This window comes from Burkholderia sp. AW33-5 (assembly GCF_053427615.1).
The window spans coordinates 1-17699 of sequence record NZ_JBSAXA010000044.1 but is presented as its reverse complement, the minus strand read 5'-3'; the positions used below and the strand labels follow the sequence as shown (position 1 = coordinate 17699).

21 protein-coding genes are annotated in these 17699 nt (G+C 61.0%); 17 read left to right on the top strand and 4 right to left on the bottom strand.

The window, feature by feature from the left end; genetic code table 11:
- Positions 1–181 precede the first annotated feature (181 nt).
- From trfA to ACV22V_RS31750, 3 genes are all read right to left on the bottom strand, one after another.
- Complete coding sequence (trfA, locus tag ACV22V_RS31760) at positions 182–1036, bottom strand: plasmid replication initiator TrfA (RefSeq protein WP_017333793.1); 855 nt, start codon at positions 1034–1036, stop codon at positions 182–184.
- A gap of 838 nt (positions 1037–1874) precedes the next feature.
- The gene (locus tag ACV22V_RS31755; RefSeq protein WP_223965244.1) at positions 1875–2177 is read right to left on the bottom strand and encodes a hypothetical protein; all 303 of its coding nucleotides are present in this window, start codon (positions 2175–2177) and stop codon (positions 1875–1877) included.
- A gap of 29 nt (positions 2178–2206) precedes the next feature.
- A complete protein-coding gene (locus tag ACV22V_RS31750) occupies positions 2207–2851 on the bottom strand; it encodes a division plane positioning ATPase MipZ (protein WP_448016638.1) in 645 nt (214 codons plus the stop codon).
- A 573-nt stretch (positions 2852–3424) separates the two neighbouring features.
- Here ACV22V_RS31750 and ACV22V_RS31745 point away from each other — a divergent pair.
- From ACV22V_RS31745 to ACV22V_RS31685, 13 genes are all read left to right on the top strand, one after another.
- Positions 3425–4609, top strand: coding sequence for an AAA family ATPase (locus ACV22V_RS31745; RefSeq protein ID WP_448016636.1), 1185 nt, complete (start codon positions 3425–3427; stop codon positions 4607–4609).
- A 328-nt stretch (positions 4610–4937) separates the two neighbouring features.
- Positions 4938–5516: a hypothetical protein gene (locus ACV22V_RS31740; RefSeq protein ID WP_448016635.1), complete on the top strand. Its 579-nt coding sequence runs from the start codon at positions 4938–4940 to the stop codon at positions 5514–5516.
- A 193-nt stretch (positions 5517–5709) separates the two neighbouring features.
- Entirely contained in the window at positions 5710–5961 is a 252-nt protein-coding gene (locus ACV22V_RS31735) for a type II toxin-antitoxin system Phd/YefM family antitoxin (RefSeq protein WP_038740916.1), read from the top strand.
- Positions 5952–6374, top strand: a complete 423-nt coding sequence (locus ACV22V_RS31730) for a PIN domain-containing protein (RefSeq protein ID WP_448016633.1) — start codon at positions 5952–5954, stop codon at positions 6372–6374. The genes ACV22V_RS31735 and ACV22V_RS31730 overlap by 10 nt, the downstream gene beginning before the upstream one ends.
- 58 nt (positions 6375–6432) lie before the next feature.
- A complete protein-coding gene (locus ACV22V_RS31725; protein ID WP_448016632.1) occupies positions 6433–6687 on the top strand; it encodes a hypothetical protein in 255 nt (84 codons plus the stop codon).
- Between the two features lie 9 nt (positions 6688–6696).
- On the top strand, positions 6697–6948 hold the full coding sequence (locus tag ACV22V_RS31720) for a hypothetical protein (protein ID WP_448016631.1): 252 nt from the start codon (positions 6697–6699) through the stop codon (positions 6946–6948).
- Between the two features lie 5 nt (positions 6949–6953).
- A complete protein-coding gene (locus tag ACV22V_RS31715; protein WP_448016630.1) occupies positions 6954–8039 on the top strand; it encodes a hypothetical protein in 1086 nt (361 codons plus the stop codon).
- 69 nt (positions 8040–8108) lie between these two features.
- Positions 8109–8687 (top strand): hypothetical protein, encoded by a 579-nt coding sequence (locus ACV22V_RS31710; protein ID WP_448016629.1) that lies wholly within the window; start codon positions 8109–8111, stop codon positions 8685–8687.
- 118 nt (positions 8688–8805) lie between these two features.
- A complete protein-coding gene (locus tag ACV22V_RS31705; RefSeq protein ID WP_448016628.1) occupies positions 8806–9300 on the top strand; it encodes a hypothetical protein in 495 nt (164 codons plus the stop codon).
- Positions 9288–9542 carry a hypothetical protein gene (locus tag ACV22V_RS31700; RefSeq protein WP_448016627.1) on the top strand — a complete coding sequence of 85 codons (255 nt, stop codon included), beginning with the start codon at positions 9288–9290 and terminating at the stop codon, positions 9540–9542. Before ACV22V_RS31705 ends, ACV22V_RS31700 begins: the two co-directional genes overlap by 13 nt.
- A 71-nt stretch (positions 9543–9613) precedes the next feature.
- On the top strand, positions 9614–10042 hold the full coding sequence (locus ACV22V_RS31695; protein WP_448016626.1) for a hypothetical protein: 429 nt from the start codon (positions 9614–9616) through the stop codon (positions 10040–10042).
- A gap of 3 nt (positions 10043–10045) precedes the next feature.
- The gene (locus tag ACV22V_RS31690; RefSeq protein WP_448016625.1) at positions 10046–11878 is read left to right on the top strand and encodes a phage integrase family protein; all 1833 of its coding nucleotides are present in this window, start codon (positions 10046–10048) and stop codon (positions 11876–11878) included.
- Positions 11879–12876: 998 nt separating this feature from the next.
- Positions 12877–13107 (top strand): hypothetical protein, encoded by a 231-nt coding sequence (locus ACV22V_RS31685; RefSeq protein ID WP_448016623.1) that lies wholly within the window; start codon positions 12877–12879, stop codon positions 13105–13107.
- Positions 13108–13237: 130 nt separating this feature from the next.
- Here ACV22V_RS31685 and ACV22V_RS31680 read toward each other — a convergent pair whose 3' ends face one another.
- Positions 13238–13741 carry a universal stress protein gene (locus ACV22V_RS31680; RefSeq protein WP_448016622.1) on the bottom strand — a complete coding sequence of 168 codons (504 nt, stop codon included), beginning with the start codon at positions 13739–13741 and terminating at the stop codon, positions 13238–13240.
- Between the two features lie 215 nt (positions 13742–13956).
- Between ACV22V_RS31680 and ACV22V_RS31675 the strand changes: the two genes are divergently transcribed.
- The 4 genes from ACV22V_RS31675 to ACV22V_RS31660 all read left to right on the top strand — a co-directional run.
- On the top strand, positions 13957–14499 hold the full coding sequence (locus ACV22V_RS31675) for an Hsp20/alpha crystallin family protein (RefSeq protein WP_448016621.1): 543 nt from the start codon (positions 13957–13959) through the stop codon (positions 14497–14499).
- An 871-nt stretch (positions 14500–15370) separates the two neighbouring features.
- Positions 15371–16009 carry a response regulator gene (locus tag ACV22V_RS31670; RefSeq protein WP_448016619.1) on the top strand — a complete coding sequence of 213 codons (639 nt, stop codon included), beginning with the start codon at positions 15371–15373 and terminating at the stop codon, positions 16007–16009.
- A gap of 123 nt (positions 16010–16132) precedes the next feature.
- Complete coding sequence (locus ACV22V_RS31665; protein WP_448016618.1) at positions 16133–17224, top strand: IS5 family transposase; 1092 nt, start codon at positions 16133–16135, stop codon at positions 17222–17224.
- A 390-nt stretch (positions 17225–17614) separates the two neighbouring features.
- Positions 17615–17699: cold-shock protein (locus ACV22V_RS31660; protein WP_448016639.1), on the top strand; the 85-nt coding region annotated here is incomplete at its 3' end.

The window sequence follows — 17699 nt, the reverse complement described above, 5'->3', positions numbered from 1 at the left end:
CCCCACGCACAAAATTCTGCGTCGAGCCAAAGCTTGGCGTCTTTCAAGAACGTGAGGCACATCACACTCCGGCAGTTTCCAGCCACCACTATAACCGACAGAGAGTGATGCCCGTTCAAGCTCGTTGGTCGGACAGAGCTACTTGCGGCGCTGCCGACAATGGCAAGAGAGTTTCGCTAATTCAGGCCGCGATGGCGGCACGACCGGCGCGAACGACGTGGACGAGATCGTTCTTTTCGATGCTCCAGCTCACGAGGAATCCCTCTTTCACCAATTCGTCGAGAGCCTTCTTCAGATTTGCACGAAAGTGGAACAACTCCTTCGTCTGCGAACCACACTGCCGATGGAGGAACCGAACTGAATGCGCGTACGGTACTGCATGCGTGTGGTAATACGTATGCAGCCATTTCGACAATTCGTATCTCAAACGTTGGCGCTGTTCGCGCGCCAAGCGGGTGTAGTCGTCATCGGAGAACAGGGCAACGATTTCCGGTTCGACAAATGCAACCCAGCGAGTCTTCCCGTCGGTACCCGTCTCGGTACCCTCCTTCCACAGGAATTTGCGGATCAGCGACCCGACGAAACCCTTCTTGTTGCCCGAAAAACGGACTTTCACCTGACCGGCCTGCAATCGCTCCAGTGTCGTAACGAGGCGGTCATAACACTTTACCGACGTTCCCCAACCCAGGGACTTCAGCAAGCTATATCCGGTGAACTCGACCTTTTCGTTCAGTTGCGTGTCGCGCGCCAGATGGAGCACCTCAAGAAAGACATCCGCGTCGTCCTGCCGAAGCTCCTCGCCGCTGAAGGTGATCTCGACACCTTCGACGCTTGCGATCAGCCGCTTCTCCATTCGAGTACGAGGGGCGTTCGACTTGTTCACGTTGAACAGCGCGGAGCGCGCGAGCGCATTAGGCATCCCGCGAACGTTCGCGGGCCACAATGGAATCTGTGTCGGATGTGATTGCATCTCCACGCCAGCGGCACTCGCGCGAGCGGCAATCGCTTTGACCTGATCGACGATGGTATTAGCCATGGCAGCAGTATAAGTTCGTGAAAAACGCCAGCAAGACCCTTGTCTCGTCTCTCCAGCGATGGTTCGGCAAAAAAACTACGTCGTAGCAGCTAATGGAAGTACCTCCAGCGATGGGCGCATCGTTCGCGTGCATGGAGCGATGATCCTCGTCTCTGCAGCGTGAGCTCGACGTCGTTCTTCCAGCGTTGCAGGTCGTCTCACCAGCGAGGGCATGCTCGTCTCTCCAGCGAGGCTACTATCGTTCTTCCAGCGAGCTGGGGTTTCAAAATATCCCATGAAAATCAACGGATTAGCGTTGATATCCACAGGAGCTAATCTTTCTTTAATCTTCTTTTAATCCCCCCGACACCCCTCGCTGGAAGTACGACCCAGGACTAGAACGCTCACCGAAGCCGCTTGCGTACCCCTTCCATCGCTTCAAGAACGATATCCATCCTGCGACCATCATCGCTCCATGCACGACAGAGTGCCGACGCCATCGCTGGAAGAACGATATTTCTCTATCAACGGCACCCTGAATAAAGTAAGCAGTCACTTTCTCTGAATGCCTTACCGCATAAAGAACATCGCTCCAAGCACGATAGCTACCATCGCTGCAGAAACGACATACCCGAGACAACGACCGCTCATCACCATCGCTGGAAGAACGGTAGGCAGTACTCCCGCGCCCGCCTGTGGACGGCTGCGCTGTCCACACCGCAAGGGTGTGGACAGTCCCGGCCTCAGCCGGGATTCCGCACCCGACCACAGTCTCCCCGCGACGCAGCCCTACGGGCCTGACGCGCCCCTACGGGGCTTGCCCAAAACAGAGATATGCCGGGACAGAAAGCGCGCGTTGTCAGCCAAGCTTCTCGTCAATCCACATACGAATTAGGTCAGCCATCGCGACATTTGCCGCCGCTGCAGCAACCTTCAGCTTTTTGTGAGTCTGGGGATCAAGATCGACATTCAGTCGCTTTGGCTTGACGGCGTAAGCAGGCGCTTGGGACTGAACCATCGCCGCTCCGTCGACGAACTGCTGCGTCGCAGCGATTCTGGAGACAGGGTCGACACCTTCCGTACTTGCCGACACGGTGTGGGCAGGCGTCGACGTGGCTACCGGCGGGCGCGGCGGGATCTGGAACTTACTGGTTTTACTCATTTGAGTTACTCAATTGATCATGAGAAGGCTTAGAGATCGAAGAACTCTTGGACCAGCAGCTGAATCTCAGCCTTGGCCTGCGAGTTTGCGAGCTCAACAACTCCGTTGCCGCTTAAGAGCGCGTCGCGGTAGATCTTCCGATCGCGAATGACCGAGTCGGCCAAGACAAGCTCATCGAACTCTGCGAGCAACTCTTTGGCATCCTCGACTTCCCGGATCATCGGGTTCGACGGGGCTCGCGAAAGTACGGCATGAGCTTTGAGATCGGGATTGAGACCGCGAGCAAGGGAAACAAGCTCATTCACTTTCGGGAGTGTCTCCAAGTCGGCCTGACTTGCTTGCGTCGGCGTGATCAGAAGCTGTGCCGCGACAAGAGCAGTACGGAGTTCCTTCGAATCGCGGCCGCCCGCATCGACGATGACAACTTGGTAGCGATTCGCGATGTCGCGCAGCGTCGCTGATACATCACCAGTTCGCTGAACGCACGGAATTCTCGGCTCAATGCCCGCCGAATCGCGACGCTCTATGAACCGCGCGCATGTCGCTTGTGCGTCGGTGTCAAGAATGACGACATCGACACCGGCCGTTGCTAGTTGGACGGCGACATTAGTGGCGATCGTAGACTTCCCTACCCCACCCTTCTCTGCTCCGACACACATGATCATGCCTGGCATGCTGCGCTCTCCATTTGAGTAAATGAGTTGAGTGTTTGGGTTCCTCAAGTACTCAAGCGATCGGTACGCAGACCGACGCCGAGGTGATGAGGATATGAGTGTTTGAGGAACCCCAACGAGCAACTCAATTGAGTATTTCAGTTCCTCATATAAGTGTCGGAATGATAGGGGGGGCGAGGGCCGGTGTCAATGGCGATTTCCTCATTTAAGCTGAGTGTATGAGTGTTTGAGCGTTTCTGGTTGCACATAACTATTTGAAAACAAATGGATGTGTATATGAGTAAGTGAGTGTTTGAGCTGATGAAAAACGCTTTCACACAAGGCTTTTGAGGAGGGAAGGGCGACCGTCGAGCCGAATCCGTCATACGGCGACAGATCATCAGATACTTAATTACTCAAATGAGTTGAGTCGGATGCGGCCAGCAGTAGACGACGTGACCTCCGAGGAATGTGCGAACTGCGCCGCGGAATCGCTTGAAGGATCAAACCACGTGACGATCACTTGACATGGACACGATGTGCGCTACCATTAAGTTTATTTAATATTCTTAAACCTATAAAACTTGATACAAGATGGATCCAATTCGCAATCCATTCGCGCCCGGAGCCGGTAGTGCGCCCCCAGAGCTGGCCGGCCGCGATGACGTACGGGAACAGGTGCGCATATGCTTGGAGCGCCTCCGCCTCCGGCGAGCCGCGAAAAGCGTATTGCTGATCGGGTTGAGGGGCGTAGGGAAGACGGTGCTCCTTGACCAGATGCGCCATGATGCGGAGCAGAGCGGGGTGCATACGGTAAGAATTGAAGCACCCGAAGGTCGATCACTTCCCGCGCTCCTGGCACCTCAGCTCAGGCTGGCGCTATTGCGCTTGAATCGGGTCGAAGCGGCGCGCGAAGCCGCGATCCGGGGCCTAAAGGCATTGGCGGGCTTCGCTGGAAAGCTGAAGGTCAAGTACAACGATATCGAAGTCGGACTGGACTACGCTCCCGAGGCAGGATTGGCCGATAACGGTGACCTTGAGGGGGACCTCTCGGCGTTGCTAGAGGAAGTTGGTCGGTCCGCACAAGCCGCCGGAACGGTATTAGCGGTATTCATCGACGAACTTCAGTATGTGGAAGAGGACCAGCTCGCTGCCCTGATTTCGGCCCTCCATCGTTGCGCGCAACAGCGCCTGCCGGTCACCGTGATCGGCGCGGGACTGCCCCAGTTGCGTGGCCGCATGGGAGAAGCGAAGTCTTACGCGGAACGCTTGTTCGACTTTGTCGAAATCGGGCCCCTCCCATCCGGTGATGCCGAACGTGCCATCACGGTTCCCGCCGAGGAGGAGGGCGTGGCTGTCGAGCCCGATGCGGTTGCGCGCATCGTCCAGGAAACCTCGGGGTACCCCTATTTTTTGCAAGAATGGGGCAAGAGCGCGTGGGATGTCGCGGACGCTAGTCCGATTACACTGGCAGATGTCACAAATGCTTCGGAGCTAGCCGTCGCAGCGTTGGACGAAAGCTTCTTCCGGGTAAGGTTCGATCGCCTTACGCCGGCTGAGAAGCAGTATCTACGGGCGATGGCAGACCTCGGTCCCGGCCCGCATCGCTCGGGGGACATCGCGGCCCGACTCGGCCGTAAAGTCGAATCTCTTGGCCCAATTCGGAGTGGCCTGATCGGCAAAGGCATGATCTGGAGTCCGACCTACGGCGATACCGCATTTACCGTCCCGCTGTTCGACGAATTCATGAAGCGAATCATGCCGGAGTTCCGCAGCTAACCAGGATGGATGAAGCTTTGGAAGTTTATGAAATTAAAATAAACATCCAAAACTTGCTCAAAGCACCTAGGCGAAGTAACAATCTGACGTGTGTTAGTAGGAGTAGCCGTGAAGAACACCGATTCTCGTAACCTGGACCCCGCTGTTGCCGCGCTGACCGCAAAGTGCACACGCACGGCAACGTGGCGACTCGCTGCGAAGGACGCGTAGTGCTGGGCGCGCGGCTCGCTCCGACGTTCCTCTAACCGTGGTTCAGAAAACAAGCAGACTTGCATCTCAGCAAGCGAGATCTCTTGTGTGCCGCTCGGGGGTTTCATTGGAGACTGATATGTCTGAGCATGAATCTGATGGGGGCGCAGGACGGCCATTCACGCTTCCGCCGGGATGGATTGCGCAACCGCCAGTCGCAGGCGTGTCGCTATGGACGGGCCTTGGCGAGTTTATCTTGAGCAATCAAAGCAAGGAATGGGTGCGGTGTACGGTGCAGCGAGCGCGCAATGGGCAGTCCGCGGTGGAGAATTTCACCTTCGTAGTGGCACCGGAGCAGCAAAGTCACTCGGTGGTCTGGCTAGAGGGGCCGGATACCGGCAGCATTCAACTGGTCGATGTCGCACCTTGTAGTGTCGACGGCCCCCTCGATGGACTCGACCGGGGGCGGGCGGAGGTCTTTTTTGAGCAACTGCCCCCACATATGCTGGCGAAGATTCGGAATGCATGGTCGGTGCCGGTCTATGTTTCCGTGGAGTTTCATTACCTCAATGACATCTCCCTAGCTCAGATGGTGCTCGTTGAACGTTCTCAATCATCATCAGTTTGCGATGGCGTCAACGTGAAGCCTGAGTATCGATGGCGTTCGGCCGAGCTGCAGCGGACCAGCCTCTATGGACTGTGGCCGCCGGCCCTATAGCGCGTTGGGGAGATGTGCACGCGCCACAACGAAACCCGGCTGCGGCCGGGTTTTTGTGGCGCGTCGTAAATGCCGATAACTCTCATTATCGGCATTGCGTTTAATGACCGAAAACCCCAAAGGGCCGGAATCCACCTTGCTTTCGGCTCCTCCTAATACGTATAATACGTAATCAATGTATCCGGAGGCCCTCATGCCCACCATCACCGCCACCGATCTGGCCCGCCACACCCGCCAGATCCTCGACCAGGTCGCCCGCCACGGCGAGACCATCGTGGTCGAACGCAACCAGACCGTGATCGCGCGCCTGGTGCCCGCCGAACCCGCCATGAACGCCGCGCAGGCGCTCGCCGGTTTGCCGATGATCGGCGCCGAGGACGCAGCCCGCTGGCTGCACGACAGCCGCACCGGCTTCGAAGACGGAGTGCGTGACCCGTGGGCGTGATCATCGACAGCTGCGTGTGGGTGGGACTCGCCGGCGGCATGGTGGCGCCGCGCGCGGTGATCGACACCGCCGGCGACGCTCCGGTGTTCATCTCGACGATCTCGCTCGGCGAACTGGCGTTCGGCGTGCAGTCCTGCGCGGATGCGGCCGAACGCGCGCGGCGCGCCGCGCACCTGCGCCAGCTCGAGCGGCGGCCCGTGCTCGACATCACGCGCCACACCGCGGCCGCGTTCGGCGTGCTGGCCGCCGCGGTCAAGCAGACCGGCCGCTCGCCGCGCCCGCGCTACAACGACCTGTGGATCGCCGCGCAGGCGATCGAGCACGGCTACGCGTTGATGACGCTGAACGTGGGGGATTTCGCCGATCTGCCTGGGCTAAACGTGCGCGTACCGCACGCGTCGACGCGAACGTGATCCCCCTCAAGCAGCGCGCGCCGGCGGCGGCACGCCCAACCGAACCGGGACAACGCTGATGGAAAACCTGAAACGCTGGCTTCGCGGTCACGCGCTCGTGATCGCATCGACGGTCGCGATCGTCGGTGGCCTCTCGCCGCTGCTTTTTCTCAACCGTGAACCGCTCGGCGCGTCGGCGGTCGCAACGAACTGCACGATCGATCGCGGCGGCGTCGAGCCGGCAGCAGACGGCAGCATGCGCGTGAAGAAGGGGACGCAGATTGCATGCGACGGCGTGCCCGGCCGCGGCACCGCCTACCAGGTATCGAACTAGGAGAACGGGATGGCAACAACTTGGCTGCTTGCCTTGATGGCGAGCGGATCGATTTCCGGCGCGGGCGCCGTGGCGATCGCCGACGACGGGTACAAATCGGAAGCGCTGTGTCAGCGCTCCGGCACCGAGGCCGTGGCGCGCCTCGAGCGCCACGAGGCGGAAGTGGAAAAGGCCAACACCAAGGTTTCGCCCGGCATCACGGTGCAGGCCTATCGGGCGCGCAACTGGTCGTATCAGTGCCTGCCGACCGACAAGGGATAACAGAGATGCGCAAGGAATACGACGGGCAGACCGACGTGCTCGCGACGATCGTTGCGGCGACGCCTGTCACCCCGAAGCATGCCGAGCTGCTGACGGCGTTCGCCACGCGCACCGCGTTTCGCGGCACGCGCTACGTGAGGACCCGCGACGACTTCGGCGAGCAGCCGGCGCGCGTCGTCGATGCTGACGGGCGCGAGATCGCGGCCGACTACCGCGCGTGGATCGACGCGCAGCTCGCCGCGCTCGGCTCGGTGCGTGAGGTGTGGCACGCGCATAAGGATTCCGGCTACCGGCTGGTCGAGATTCAGCCGCGGCGCCATTACTTCGCGCACGACCGCGGCGGCGACCCCGACAACTTTGTCCAGCTCGAGGTGTGGGAGGAGCAAGAGTTCGTCGGGCGCGAGGTGTTCCCGCGCAGCGCCGGTTGGGGCCTGTCGGATGCCGATGAGCTGCGCCGGGGCTATTTGCGCGGCGCCGCCGTCACCCAGTTCGAGCGGCGTGAACTCGGCGCGCCACGCTATCGCCTCGCGGCGGTGATCGACATGCAGCGCTTTGCGGCGATTGCCGACGCGACCTGGCGCGAGCGCCGGCAGCGCGAAGGCGATCGCCGGTTCGTCGAGACGAACCGGGAGACCGGCGAAGCGCGTGTGATCAGCGTGCGCGACCTCTCGCCCGGCTACGACCGGCAGCAGTGGCGCGGCCGCCGCTTCTTCGACGACTGGGCCGCGTCGAGTGCGGGCCGCGCCGGCGAGCGGATCTGTCAGCGCTGGGCGTTCGCGACGTCGGACTACACGAGCGCGGCCGGCGAGCGGCAGATCGACTTTATCCCGTGGTGGGCGCACACCCGCAAGATCGCGGAACTGAAGAACACGGGCAAGCTCGATGCGTACAGCCTGTATGGGAAGCTCACGCAGTTCGACGAGCGCATCGGCCATCGCTTCGCCTGGTTCTTCTACGGCGTGCACGGCAACCTCATCAAAGAAGGGCAGATGACGCGCGTGCTCGAGGCGGCCGAATCGGGCTTGATCGTGCTGCCCGAACACGATTATCAGGTGTTGCGGCGCTGGGGCGACGACACGTACTGGTTTTGATGGTCGACGGGACGCCGACCTTGACCTGTGACCAGATCACCGTCCGTGCCCGCGAAAGGAGTCAATCGGATGACCGACCAGCTACTCAAGATGTTGCAGTCCGTGACGGCAGACCAGTTCAACAAGGTTGTGCTGGCCTCTGTCGCTTTGATCAGCGTGATCGTGAGCCCATTGCTGCAGTGGTGGATTGCACGCAGACAAGCGACCCTCCAGGAGCGCATAGCGCGGCGTCAGGCGGCCGACAACATCTCAGCGAAGCGCCAGGTATGGATTGACGAGCTGCGCAAGGATGTCGCCGAGTACCTGACGCTGTTTGCTCGATTGGAAGATCTTCGCCGGCCTACACCAGGACTGGGTGATGAGGACCAGCGGCTCAATTTTGACGAAGCGGCAGATGCGAGCAAGCGGGCAACCGAACTCGGTATTCGTATCAAGCTCAGACTCAATCCGAACGAGGACGAGCACAACGAGTTCGTCAGGTTGCTTGGCGTGCTGTCTGATGCATGCGCAGACCCGCCACCCGGCGAGACTCCCGAGCAGATGCGCCACGCGCGTGAGTGCTTCGCGCAGGCCCGCGACGGGGTGATCTCGCACCTACAAACGATTCTCAAGCACGAATGGGAGCGGGTGAAGAAAGGCGACATCTAGAAATCGTCGGAAGCGGCACACTCTGGCACAAAGCAGCTGGCCATGCACCGGGGCGCAATGAGCAATCAGCCTCAGCAGCTAACTGCTGAGACCTGGGATCACAAAGGAGCACTCCATCATGCAGAAACCGTCCACCGTCGTGACCGTGGCCACGCTCATCACCGTAATCTCGACCCTGATCACGTTCGGCTATAGCGCGCGTGCGCCTATCGCGTCGCTACCCGCTTCGTCAGCGGGCAGCCAGTTGTCGACCATTCCGGTTATCGACCTCGGCCCTGTTGAATGGAAGCTTGTCGACCAGATGCGCCGGCTGGCATTGTTTATCGCTGCAGCGTTCCTGAGTGGCTTGGCTCTGGCCCAGGGGAAACCGGCGCATGTTGATTGGAAGGTTTACGGCGGTGCATCCTTCGGCGAGCGGGCGCTATGCTTTTACGACGCAAAGGGAGTCGCTCAGATGGCGAGCGATCATGTGCGAGTCTGGACGAAGTGCCTGCGTCAAATGGATCTGGATGGCGTCGATATTAAGAAGGACTTCGGCGGCAAGATTCTCGAGAAGGCAGCCGCAAAGACCCGGAGCGCTTATGTGCCGCCGTCGCGTCGTTGGAGACCCTAGACGCTGAGCAGCGCGGAATCATCACGGTCGACGAAGAGATCGCGGATCTTGATGTGTTTCAGCCGCAAGCGAGCATCTTCTATGAACTCGACTGCCCTCAGAAAATGATCCGTCAGTTAAGCGTATCCATCAACTCGGGCGGCAAGAGAGGCATTAGGGACACGCCGGGCGATTGGATGTACGCTTCACCGGAAGGTAACGCGGCGGCGTTGCTGGAGCTTCTGTGCCCTGCACGGAAATGACGAGAAACGGACTACCCCACGGAACGGGAACGCAGGACGATGGCCTACGGCTACAGCCCATGAAATCCACGATGCGAAAGAACATATCCGCCTGCCGCCGGCCGCTGACCAAGGCGCAACTGCTGCCCCTCCCGGCCGCGGAGCTGCGCCGGATCCAGCTGAAGCATCACCTGGCGCTCGCCGCGCTGCGCGATGCGCACGCCGACGTCGCGCAGCTGGCGACGCTGCTGAATGCGATCTACCTCGCGTACTTCCTCGATCCGGTGAATCCGGCACCGTGCCGACGCGCCGAGGCGGCGATCCATGACTGCGTCGAGCGCGCCGAACGTGGCGAGCCGAGCGCACTGACGGATCTGGAGCGCGCCGCGGTCGAGCACGCGCTCGCACGCCTAGATGCGCAACTGGCCGCGGTGCCGATGCATCACTACGTCGCGGCATTCGAGCGGCTGCAGCGCGTCTCCGCGGCCGACGCGATCGCGTCACCCATCCCTGCAGGCTGAGCCATGGCCAACCGTCCCCAGCAGTTCGCGCAGATTCCGTTGCGCAGCTACAGCCGCACCGAATTCACGGCGCTGCGCGCGCGCGTGAAAGGCTTGCCGATCGAGACGATCGAGCGGCTGTACTTCGATCGCGACGCCGACGACCCGGTCGACGTCGCGCAGCTGCTGCGCACGATGCGCGACGATCTGGTGGCGGCCGCGCTGCGCGATGGCTCGCCGGTATTGAAATCGCACCTGCAGGCGGCGATCGAAAAATACGGCGAGCCGCGCCTCACGCCCGTGTCGCTGCAACTGATCGAGCAGGTAGCCGGGCAGTGGGCCGTTGCGGCGCCGCAGGCCGCGCACCCGGTCGGCCGCTGGTTCCGGCCGCTCATCGCGGCGCGGCTGGCGGGTGAGGGGATCCACACGCTCGGCGAGCTCGTCGCGCTGGTGAATCGCCGCGGCGGGCAGTGGTGGCGCTCGGTACCGCGCATCGGCGCCGGCCGGGCTCGCGTGCTGGTCGCCTGGTTGCGGCGTCACGCCGCGTCGATCGGCACGACCGTCGCGCCGGACGTCGACACCGGCGATGCGCTGGCGCCGACATCGATCAGCGTCACGGCCGGCGCGGAGCAGCTGGCGCCGCTCGAGCGCCTGGCGCTGCCGGACGCCCTGTCCGGCGCGCACGGGGCGAACCGCGCGCCCGTGTTTGCCTATCTGGGTGCTGCGCACGACCTGGAGGCGGTGCGGGCATATCTGCACCGCTACGATGATCGGCCGGCCACGCGTCGCGCGTATACGCGCGAGCTCGAGCGGCTGGTGCTCTGGTGCGTGGCCGAGCGCGGCGTCGCGCTGTCGTCGATGCGGGTCGAGGATTGCGAGGCCTACAAGGCGTTTCTCGCCGCGCCGGGTGAGCGCTTCACCCGGCCGCCCGTCGCGCGCACGAGCGGCCGGTGGCGGCCGTTCGCGCCGGGTGGCCTGGCGCCGGAGAGCCAGCGTTATGCGGTACGCACGATCCGTGCGGCGTTCACCTGGCTAGTCGCGGTGCGCTATCTGGCCGGCAACCCCTGGGCGGCCGTCACGGATCCGAGCGTCGTCAAGCGCGTGCGCAAGCTGCAGGTCGAGCGAGCGTTACCGCTCGACCTGTGGACTCGCGTGCGCGCGACGTTGGCCGAACGCAGCGAGCTGCAGGGCCCAAGCGGGCCGCGCTGGCGCGCCGCGCGTGCGCTGTTGCTGGTGATGGGGGATAGCGGCCTGCGGATCGCCGAGGCGGCTGCCGCGACGCGCGCCGCGCTGGTCTGGATGCCCGCGGATGAGGACACGCCGGCCAGCTGGCTGCTCGAGGTGATCGGCAAGGGCAATAAGCAACGCTTCGTGCCGATCAGCGACGAGTGCGTCGACGCGTTGCGCGCACACTGGTCCGATCGCGGGCTGCACTTCGACGCGGCCGACGTGGTCGGGCCGCCTGGTTTGCCGCTGGTGGCTCCACTGGTCATCCCGCTGACCCCGCGGGCCCGCGAGAAATTCGGCGAACCCGGTAAGGCCGGCGACCAAGCCAAGCCCCGCGGCTATTCGGTGCGCGGGGCGCGCGGCCTCACGCAGTGGGCGATCGCGCAGCTGCTCGAGGTGATGCCGGATCTGAGCGAGGCGGAGCGGCGCAAGCTCGCCGGCACCTCGCCGCACGCATTCCGGCACACGGTCGGCACGCAGATGCTGGCCGCTGGCGTCGCGCTCGAGGTCGTACAGCGTACGCTCGGGCACGCCTCGCTCGGCACGACGTCGATCTACGTGTCGCCGGAAGAGACGCGGATGCGTCGAGAAGCGGCCAAGTATCATGCCAGACTGACGCACCGAAACTGAATGTTCATGCCGGCGTCACAAGGCTCGGCTATTCAGGATGCGGTCGCAAACGTGTCGGGCGTGGGCGTGCGGCAGCGATGCGGCCGGCGCGGAACCGGGCAAGAAAGGGGATCCGCGCCATGGACGTTCAGTCATTGTGCAGATTCAAGCCCGATACTTCGGCGGCGTTGATGATCCGTATGCGGTCTTTTAATGACCGGGGGCCTTTGATTTCCGCGCATTATTCCGGTTGGGCGCCGTCAGGCACAGCAAGGTCTTGCCTTGTGGCCCCGAATAAATATCTATATAAATCAAAGCGATACTGTCTAGTCTTCGCTTGAAGGTTGCTGGTCATTGTCAGCAGGTTCTGTCGGCCCGAAATTCCACCACCGCCAGATCGAAAGACCTCTTTGTTAGGCGCGCTGACTGGGAGTTGCGATGGCGTTGTCGGTCGTGGTACTCGGTAGGATCCGCTTCGCATAGAGCGCGGCTGGGCAATTAAAGGTGCCACGCAAGTTGATCCTTTCCATGTGCATGGGGCAATGCGCCGGAGCTGCTCAGTTGGGACTGGATGACCTCGACGCGCTTCGATGTTTCCGAGCGCGCGCTGCATTTAGATGATGTTCCAGGCTACCTCACGCGAAGTCATACTGCCTACAATGAGCGCCACCCGCATAAAGCCCTGAAATACCGCTCGCCTCGCGAGTTCAGGCGTGCTGCGGTGTCATCAACCTAACGGTGTCCGCGTGTCCAGAGTTACAGGCGCAACTCCAGCGAAGCCGTCCGCCAGTCGCTGGGCAGCGTGTGATGCTACCCTTCGCATGCCGGCGCGCAGAAAGGACTTGCGCAACGAGTGACATGCTCTACAGCAGCGTCGGATCGATCGGGATCGGGACGCGCCATACCGGCTGCAAGCCGCCCTCGCGGATGGACATGACTGGCGCGCATTCGGTAACACGTGGCAATAGTCGTTGACTGCGTACGCGCAGGCGAGTTCGGCGATCTGACTGGACACCGCAATGTGGTCGGTACGCGCGCAGCGCGAATGCATGAATGCGGTGATCGACTGGCTTCGCGATTGCCAGGCGATCGGACTGCATGACTGCCAGCGACTGGTCGGAGCGGGTGCGCAGAATGGACGTTGGCAGAATTGGATGACCGAACTCGGGCGGGCAACCTTCGAATCCGTCCGTTCGGATGGCGGCATGGGGAAGGCCGGTCGTAACTGGGCAGGTTCGGCAGCACACTGATATGCCGCAATTGACGCGGCAGCTCCGTCAGGAGACGACGTTTGCTCTTCGGCGTGGCAGTCGCTAACCTGTTCGCCGGACAGTCCACTTAAAAATTTCAGGAGACGGTCCGAACGAGGCCTTGTGCAGGTCATGACGGCGTTGTTGGATTCGAGGTGCGGCTGCCGTCGGGGTGGCGGCAGTGCAAAGCGGTATCTGGGACCAGTAACACCGGGCAACACGAAATGCGCACGAAATGCTCGGCGACGCTGCCGAGCATGAGCCGCTTCACGCCGCTCCGCCCGTGCGTGCCCATCACGACGAGATCGCAGCGGGCCGCGCGCGCTTCTTCGAGAATACGCCCGGGAATGCTGTCGCCACGCGCGTCGATCTCGACCACGCGCGGCATGCCACAGATGCCGTCGCGCCGCATGGTCGCGAGCGCCGCGTTCGTCAGGCGCTCACCTTCTTTCAGCAATGCTGCATACACGAACTTCGGATCGCCGCCGGCCGTTTCATAGGCGACCAATGGAACCTCCACGACATAGAGCGGAATGAGCTCTGCGCGGTCCTCGCGTGCAATCACGCGCGCGACTTCGAAAGCATGCTGGGAGGTCGTGCTGCCATCGATCGGCGCTAGGATTCGCTCGTACATGATCGTGCCTCTCTGCTCGGTCCAGCTTGATTTTCAGCGTAGAAGTGGAAGCGTTTTTCCCACTGATACAAATCAATCATCACGTTCGCTTGGTGTCGTATCGGAACGGGAACATCGTGAATGCATGCCGCAAAATGCGAATTTGACTTGAGTCAATTGGCCGCTTGCAGACGTGTCCATCATGAAATTTCTCCCAACGTGAAGGAGGGTTGATGATGAGCGAGCCGACTAGCAAACTGCCTGTCAAGAAATCAGAAGAGAGCGCCCAGCAGTCGTGGCGGCTGCAAACCTGGCATCCGATGGAGAGCCTGCGCCACGAGATCGACCGCCTGTTCGACGAGTTCGACGGCGGTTTCAAGATGTTGCCGTTCCGCCGCGCCGTTTTCGATATTGAACCGTTCTGGCGCCGCGAACGAGCCTTGCAGTCCGTGCCGGCGGTAGACGTCGCCGAGACCGACAAGGCCTATGAGATCACGGCGGAGCTGCCCGGCCTCGAAGAGAAGGACGTCGAGGTCAAGCTAGCCAATGGCGGGCTGACGATCAAGGGTACGAAGAACGAAGAAAAAGAAGAAAAGAGAAAAGACTACTACCTGCACGAGCGCCGCTACGGTTCTTTCGAGCGCTACTTCGATATGCCGCAGGGCATCGACAAGGACAAGATCGAAGCAACCTTCAAGAAGGGCGTGTTGACGGTGACGTTGCCGAAGACTCCCGAGGCGCAAAAGGCAGAAAAGAAGATTCCGATCAAAGGAGCTTGATCGCATAAAAAAGGGTGCGCACCGGATCGCGGCAACAGCGGCAATCTGGTTCGCACCTTATTCGGCCACGACGCACGCAGCGCCACAGTAAGGAGCTCCCATGCCGTGCCCTGTGGGATCGGCTGGTGATGCCCGTCTGCGTACTGGCGGCTTAGGCGGTCATTGTCCGGTCGCGGACATACTGCCGGCGTTGGAGCCGCGTGGGCAGTCTGCAGCCGGGACCGGCCGACACTGGCGACGCAGAGGCGCTGAACAAGGGTCCTCTTTTCTGGCAAGGCCTCAGCCGACTTCGTTGCTGTGCGGCTTTTGCCCAAGTTCGCGCGGCTGAACTGCCCGGTGTCAGTCTGGCTCATTAACGAGCTGAGCACCGCGCCGAGTACCGACGAAAAGGCACGTGCGTCGCGCGTCTCCTCCAGGAGGGACTGCGCGATCGCGTTGAATGCAATGACCGGTTCGGCCAATATCCGGCGCGCAAACTGCGCGGCTTGGTCGATGCGGACGTCGATGGGATCGCGGATATCGTCCGTGACCTCCTGTCTCGGTAGTTATGCCGAAGCAAACGTATGCGTTCGTGTCGGAGTCGTGCGCGCGACATTTTCTGTTTGGAATTTGTCAAATCGATCGCCTAAATTCGAAGTTCGGCACCCCTTCTGCGAGGGGGATGTGTTTTGTATGCGGTTTCATACGTCCACAGTGCCAGTGGTTGAACCCGCGCAACAATCCGGCGAGTAAACCTCGCTGATCAGCTTCGCTTCATTGATTCGGGGACAAAAAATGCCGCGTGCTGCTGGGGCACGAGGGCGAGCGTGCGCATGCAAATCGAACTGTCCGTTTGCAGCCAGCGTACGCGAAAGCGCTACGAGGCTTGAATGTGAAGAAAGTACTTCTCGCAGAACGGCATGCCATTACGCGTGATGGAATTCGGTACATACTTCAAACAACTGGCGAGTATCAGGTTGCTCGCGAGTTGTCTGATGGCAACGCACTGATTGAAACAGTGAAAGATGAAACATTCGACGTTGCGATTGTCGACCTCACGAGCATTGGCGCCAGGTCGGTCGAATTGATCAGTCAACTTGTTCGCTGCGCCCCAAAGATGCGAATAGTGGCGCTTTGCAGCAAGGCCGAACCGACCCGCGCAAAGTCTGTGTTCAACGCGGGTGCGTCCGGGTTCGTCACGAAAGACAGCACTGCAACTGAGCTGATGCAGGCGGTGCACGCCGTGCTCGCCGGGCATAAGTACATGAGCGCTCAAGTCGCAGAGCGCATCGTGCGAGCGATTGATATTCCTCCCGATGCACCGTTGCACGCGCGCCTAACTGTGCGAGAGAACGAAGTGCTCAAACGGCTGGCATACGGTGACGGTATTTCCGAAATTGCGCGAGATCTAGGCGTCAATGGTAAGACGGTCAGTACATACAAGGCGCGCCTGCTCGAAAAGCTTGAACTGCGTACTGATGCAGCGTTGGTCCGCTACGCAGTCGAGCATCAAATAATCGAGCCAGACTAACGGCTTCGGCTTCGCATCTGCCCTGCCACTGGGATCCGAGTACCCAGGGCGTTAACAGACCGTTGAAATACGTCGGTCCGTCCTGCAGGATGTAGGCTCCCGAGATCAAGGAAGAGCAGGCAGATGCGAGGCGCGGACGGTTACAACGAATCGTTGTTCAGCACGGTGAGGCTAGAGGAATTTGTTCCGCAGGCGCATCCGCTGCGCCAGATCCGGACGTGGCTGAACGAAGCACTGTCGAAGATGGATGCGAAGTTCTCGGCGATGTACGAAGTCGACGTGAAGGGAGGCCGACCGAGCATCGCGCCTGAGATACTGATGCGGGCAATGCCGTTGCAGGTGCTATACAGCATCCGCAGTGAGCGGCAACTGGTCGAGCAGATCTCGTACAACCTGCTGTTCCGGTGGTTCGTAGGCCTGTCGATCGAGGATGTGGTTTGGAACCACTCGGTGTTCAGCAAGAACCGGGATCGGCTACTGGAATTCGACGCGGTGACGGAGCTGTTCAACGCGACCGTGGAAACGGCGCAGAAACGGGGCCTGCTGTCGGGCGAACATTTCAGCGTCGATGGCACACTGATTCAAGCCTGGGCTAGCCACAAGAGCATCCGTCGCAAAGATGGTAGCGACGACGACCGGCCGCCAGGCAACTGGCACGGCCAGCCGCGCAGCAACGAAACGCATGAATCGAAGAGCGACGGTCACAGCCGCCTGTACCGAAAGAGCAATGTGGCGCCGGCGTTGCCGAGCTATCTCGGTCATGTACTGAGCGACAATCGGCACGATCTGGTGGTCAATGTACAGGCTAGCCGGGCGAATGGCCGAGCCGAACGCGACGTTGCCGCAGAGATGTTGCGGGACGTCGTGCGACCAGATCGACGCATCACGGTCGGGGCCGACAATGCTTACGACACGCGTGGGTTCATCAAGGCTTGCAGGGACGCGGACGTGCCGCCGCATGTGGCGCGGAACACGAAACGCAGCGGCGGTAGCGCGATCGATAAACGCACTACTCGGCACCTGGGCTACGCGCTGAGCCAGCGCGAACGGAAAGGCATCGAGCAGTGCTTCGGCTGGGGCAAGACGATAGGCCCGCTGCGACAGGTCATGGTTCGTGGTCTCGAGAAAGAGGACCAACTGCTGACCCTGACGATGGCAGCCTACAACCTGACGCGGTTGAGATCGCTGGCCGCGTTGCGCCCGCAGAGAGCCTGAGCCACCAGAGCGGGCACCGGAAAGCCCACGACGCTGATCCATTCGCATTGAAATCGGCCGAGCGAGCCGAAATCGAACGCTTCGCGGTGATCGTCGTGAACGGCGGAAGGGAAAATACGTCAGGACGGACAGTAATTCAACGGCCTGGTAGGGCTCTACAAGAAAGGGCTGAGGCTTTGTCAGCCTGCAGCGTTCGACCGTTGGTAGGGCTCGTTGCCGCTCAGCAGCCCGTGTCATCCGTAATCCATCCGTCATCCAGCCTTGATCCAGGTCAGACGCGCATTGGCGTTGCGAAGCCAGCATACACAGAGGTATGCCGATGGGCCTGCTGCGTGGGTAGTGCCGTCCGGATCGGACGCGCCTTTTGTATTATTACTCGACGAGGTGGAAATGAATACAGGAACAGTGAAATGGTTCAACGACGCGAAGGGTTTCGGATTCATCACACCTGATGACGGAAGCGAAGACTTGTTTG

Coding starts and splice junctions, on each gene's coding strand:
- ACV22V_RS31715 (WP_448016630.1), top strand. CDS start 6,954: ATGCGCAAGGAATACGACGGGCAGACCGACGTGCTCGCGACGATCGTT.
- ACV22V_RS31685 (WP_448016623.1), top strand. CDS start 12,877: ATGTGGTCGGTACGCGCGCAGCGCGAATGCATGAATGCGGTGATCGAC.
- ACV22V_RS31710 (WP_448016629.1), top strand. CDS start 8,109: ATGACCGACCAGCTACTCAAGATGTTGCAGTCCGTGACGGCAGACCAG.
- ACV22V_RS31745 (WP_448016636.1), top strand. CDS start 3,425: ATGGATCCAATTCGCAATCCATTCGCGCCCGGAGCCGGTAGTGCGCCC.
- ACV22V_RS31725 (WP_448016632.1), top strand. CDS start 6,433: ATGGAAAACCTGAAACGCTGGCTTCGCGGTCACGCGCTCGTGATCGCA.
- ACV22V_RS31695 (WP_448016626.1), top strand. CDS start 9,614: ATGCGAAAGAACATATCCGCCTGCCGCCGGCCGCTGACCAAGGCGCAA.
- ACV22V_RS31720 (WP_448016631.1), top strand. CDS start 6,697: ATGGCAACAACTTGGCTGCTTGCCTTGATGGCGAGCGGATCGATTTCC.
- ACV22V_RS31755 (WP_223965244.1), bottom strand. CDS start 2,177: ATGAGTAAAACCAGTAAGTTCCAGATCCCGCCGCGCCCGCCGGTAGCC.
- ACV22V_RS31705 (WP_448016628.1), top strand. CDS start 8,806: ATGCAGAAACCGTCCACCGTCGTGACCGTGGCCACGCTCATCACCGTA.
- trfA (WP_017333793.1), bottom strand. CDS start 1,036: ATGGCTAATACCATCGTCGATCAGGTCAAAGCGATTGCCGCTCGCGCG.
- ACV22V_RS31675 (WP_448016621.1), top strand. CDS start 13,957: ATGAGCGAGCCGACTAGCAAACTGCCTGTCAAGAAATCAGAAGAGAGC.
- ACV22V_RS31735 (WP_038740916.1), top strand. CDS start 5,710: ATGCCCACCATCACCGCCACCGATCTGGCCCGCCACACCCGCCAGATC.
- ACV22V_RS31665 (WP_448016618.1), top strand. CDS start 16,133: ATGCGAGGCGCGGACGGTTACAACGAATCGTTGTTCAGCACGGTGAGG.
- ACV22V_RS31740 (WP_448016635.1), top strand. CDS start 4,938: ATGTCTGAGCATGAATCTGATGGGGGCGCAGGACGGCCATTCACGCTT.
- ACV22V_RS31690 (WP_448016625.1), top strand. CDS start 10,046: ATGGCCAACCGTCCCCAGCAGTTCGCGCAGATTCCGTTGCGCAGCTAC.
- ACV22V_RS31750 (WP_448016638.1), bottom strand. CDS start 2,851: ATGCCAGGCATGATCATGTGTGTCGGAGCAGAGAAGGGTGGGGTAGGG.
- ACV22V_RS31680 (WP_448016622.1), bottom strand. CDS start 13,741: ATGTACGAGCGAATCCTAGCGCCGATCGATGGCAGCACGACCTCCCAG.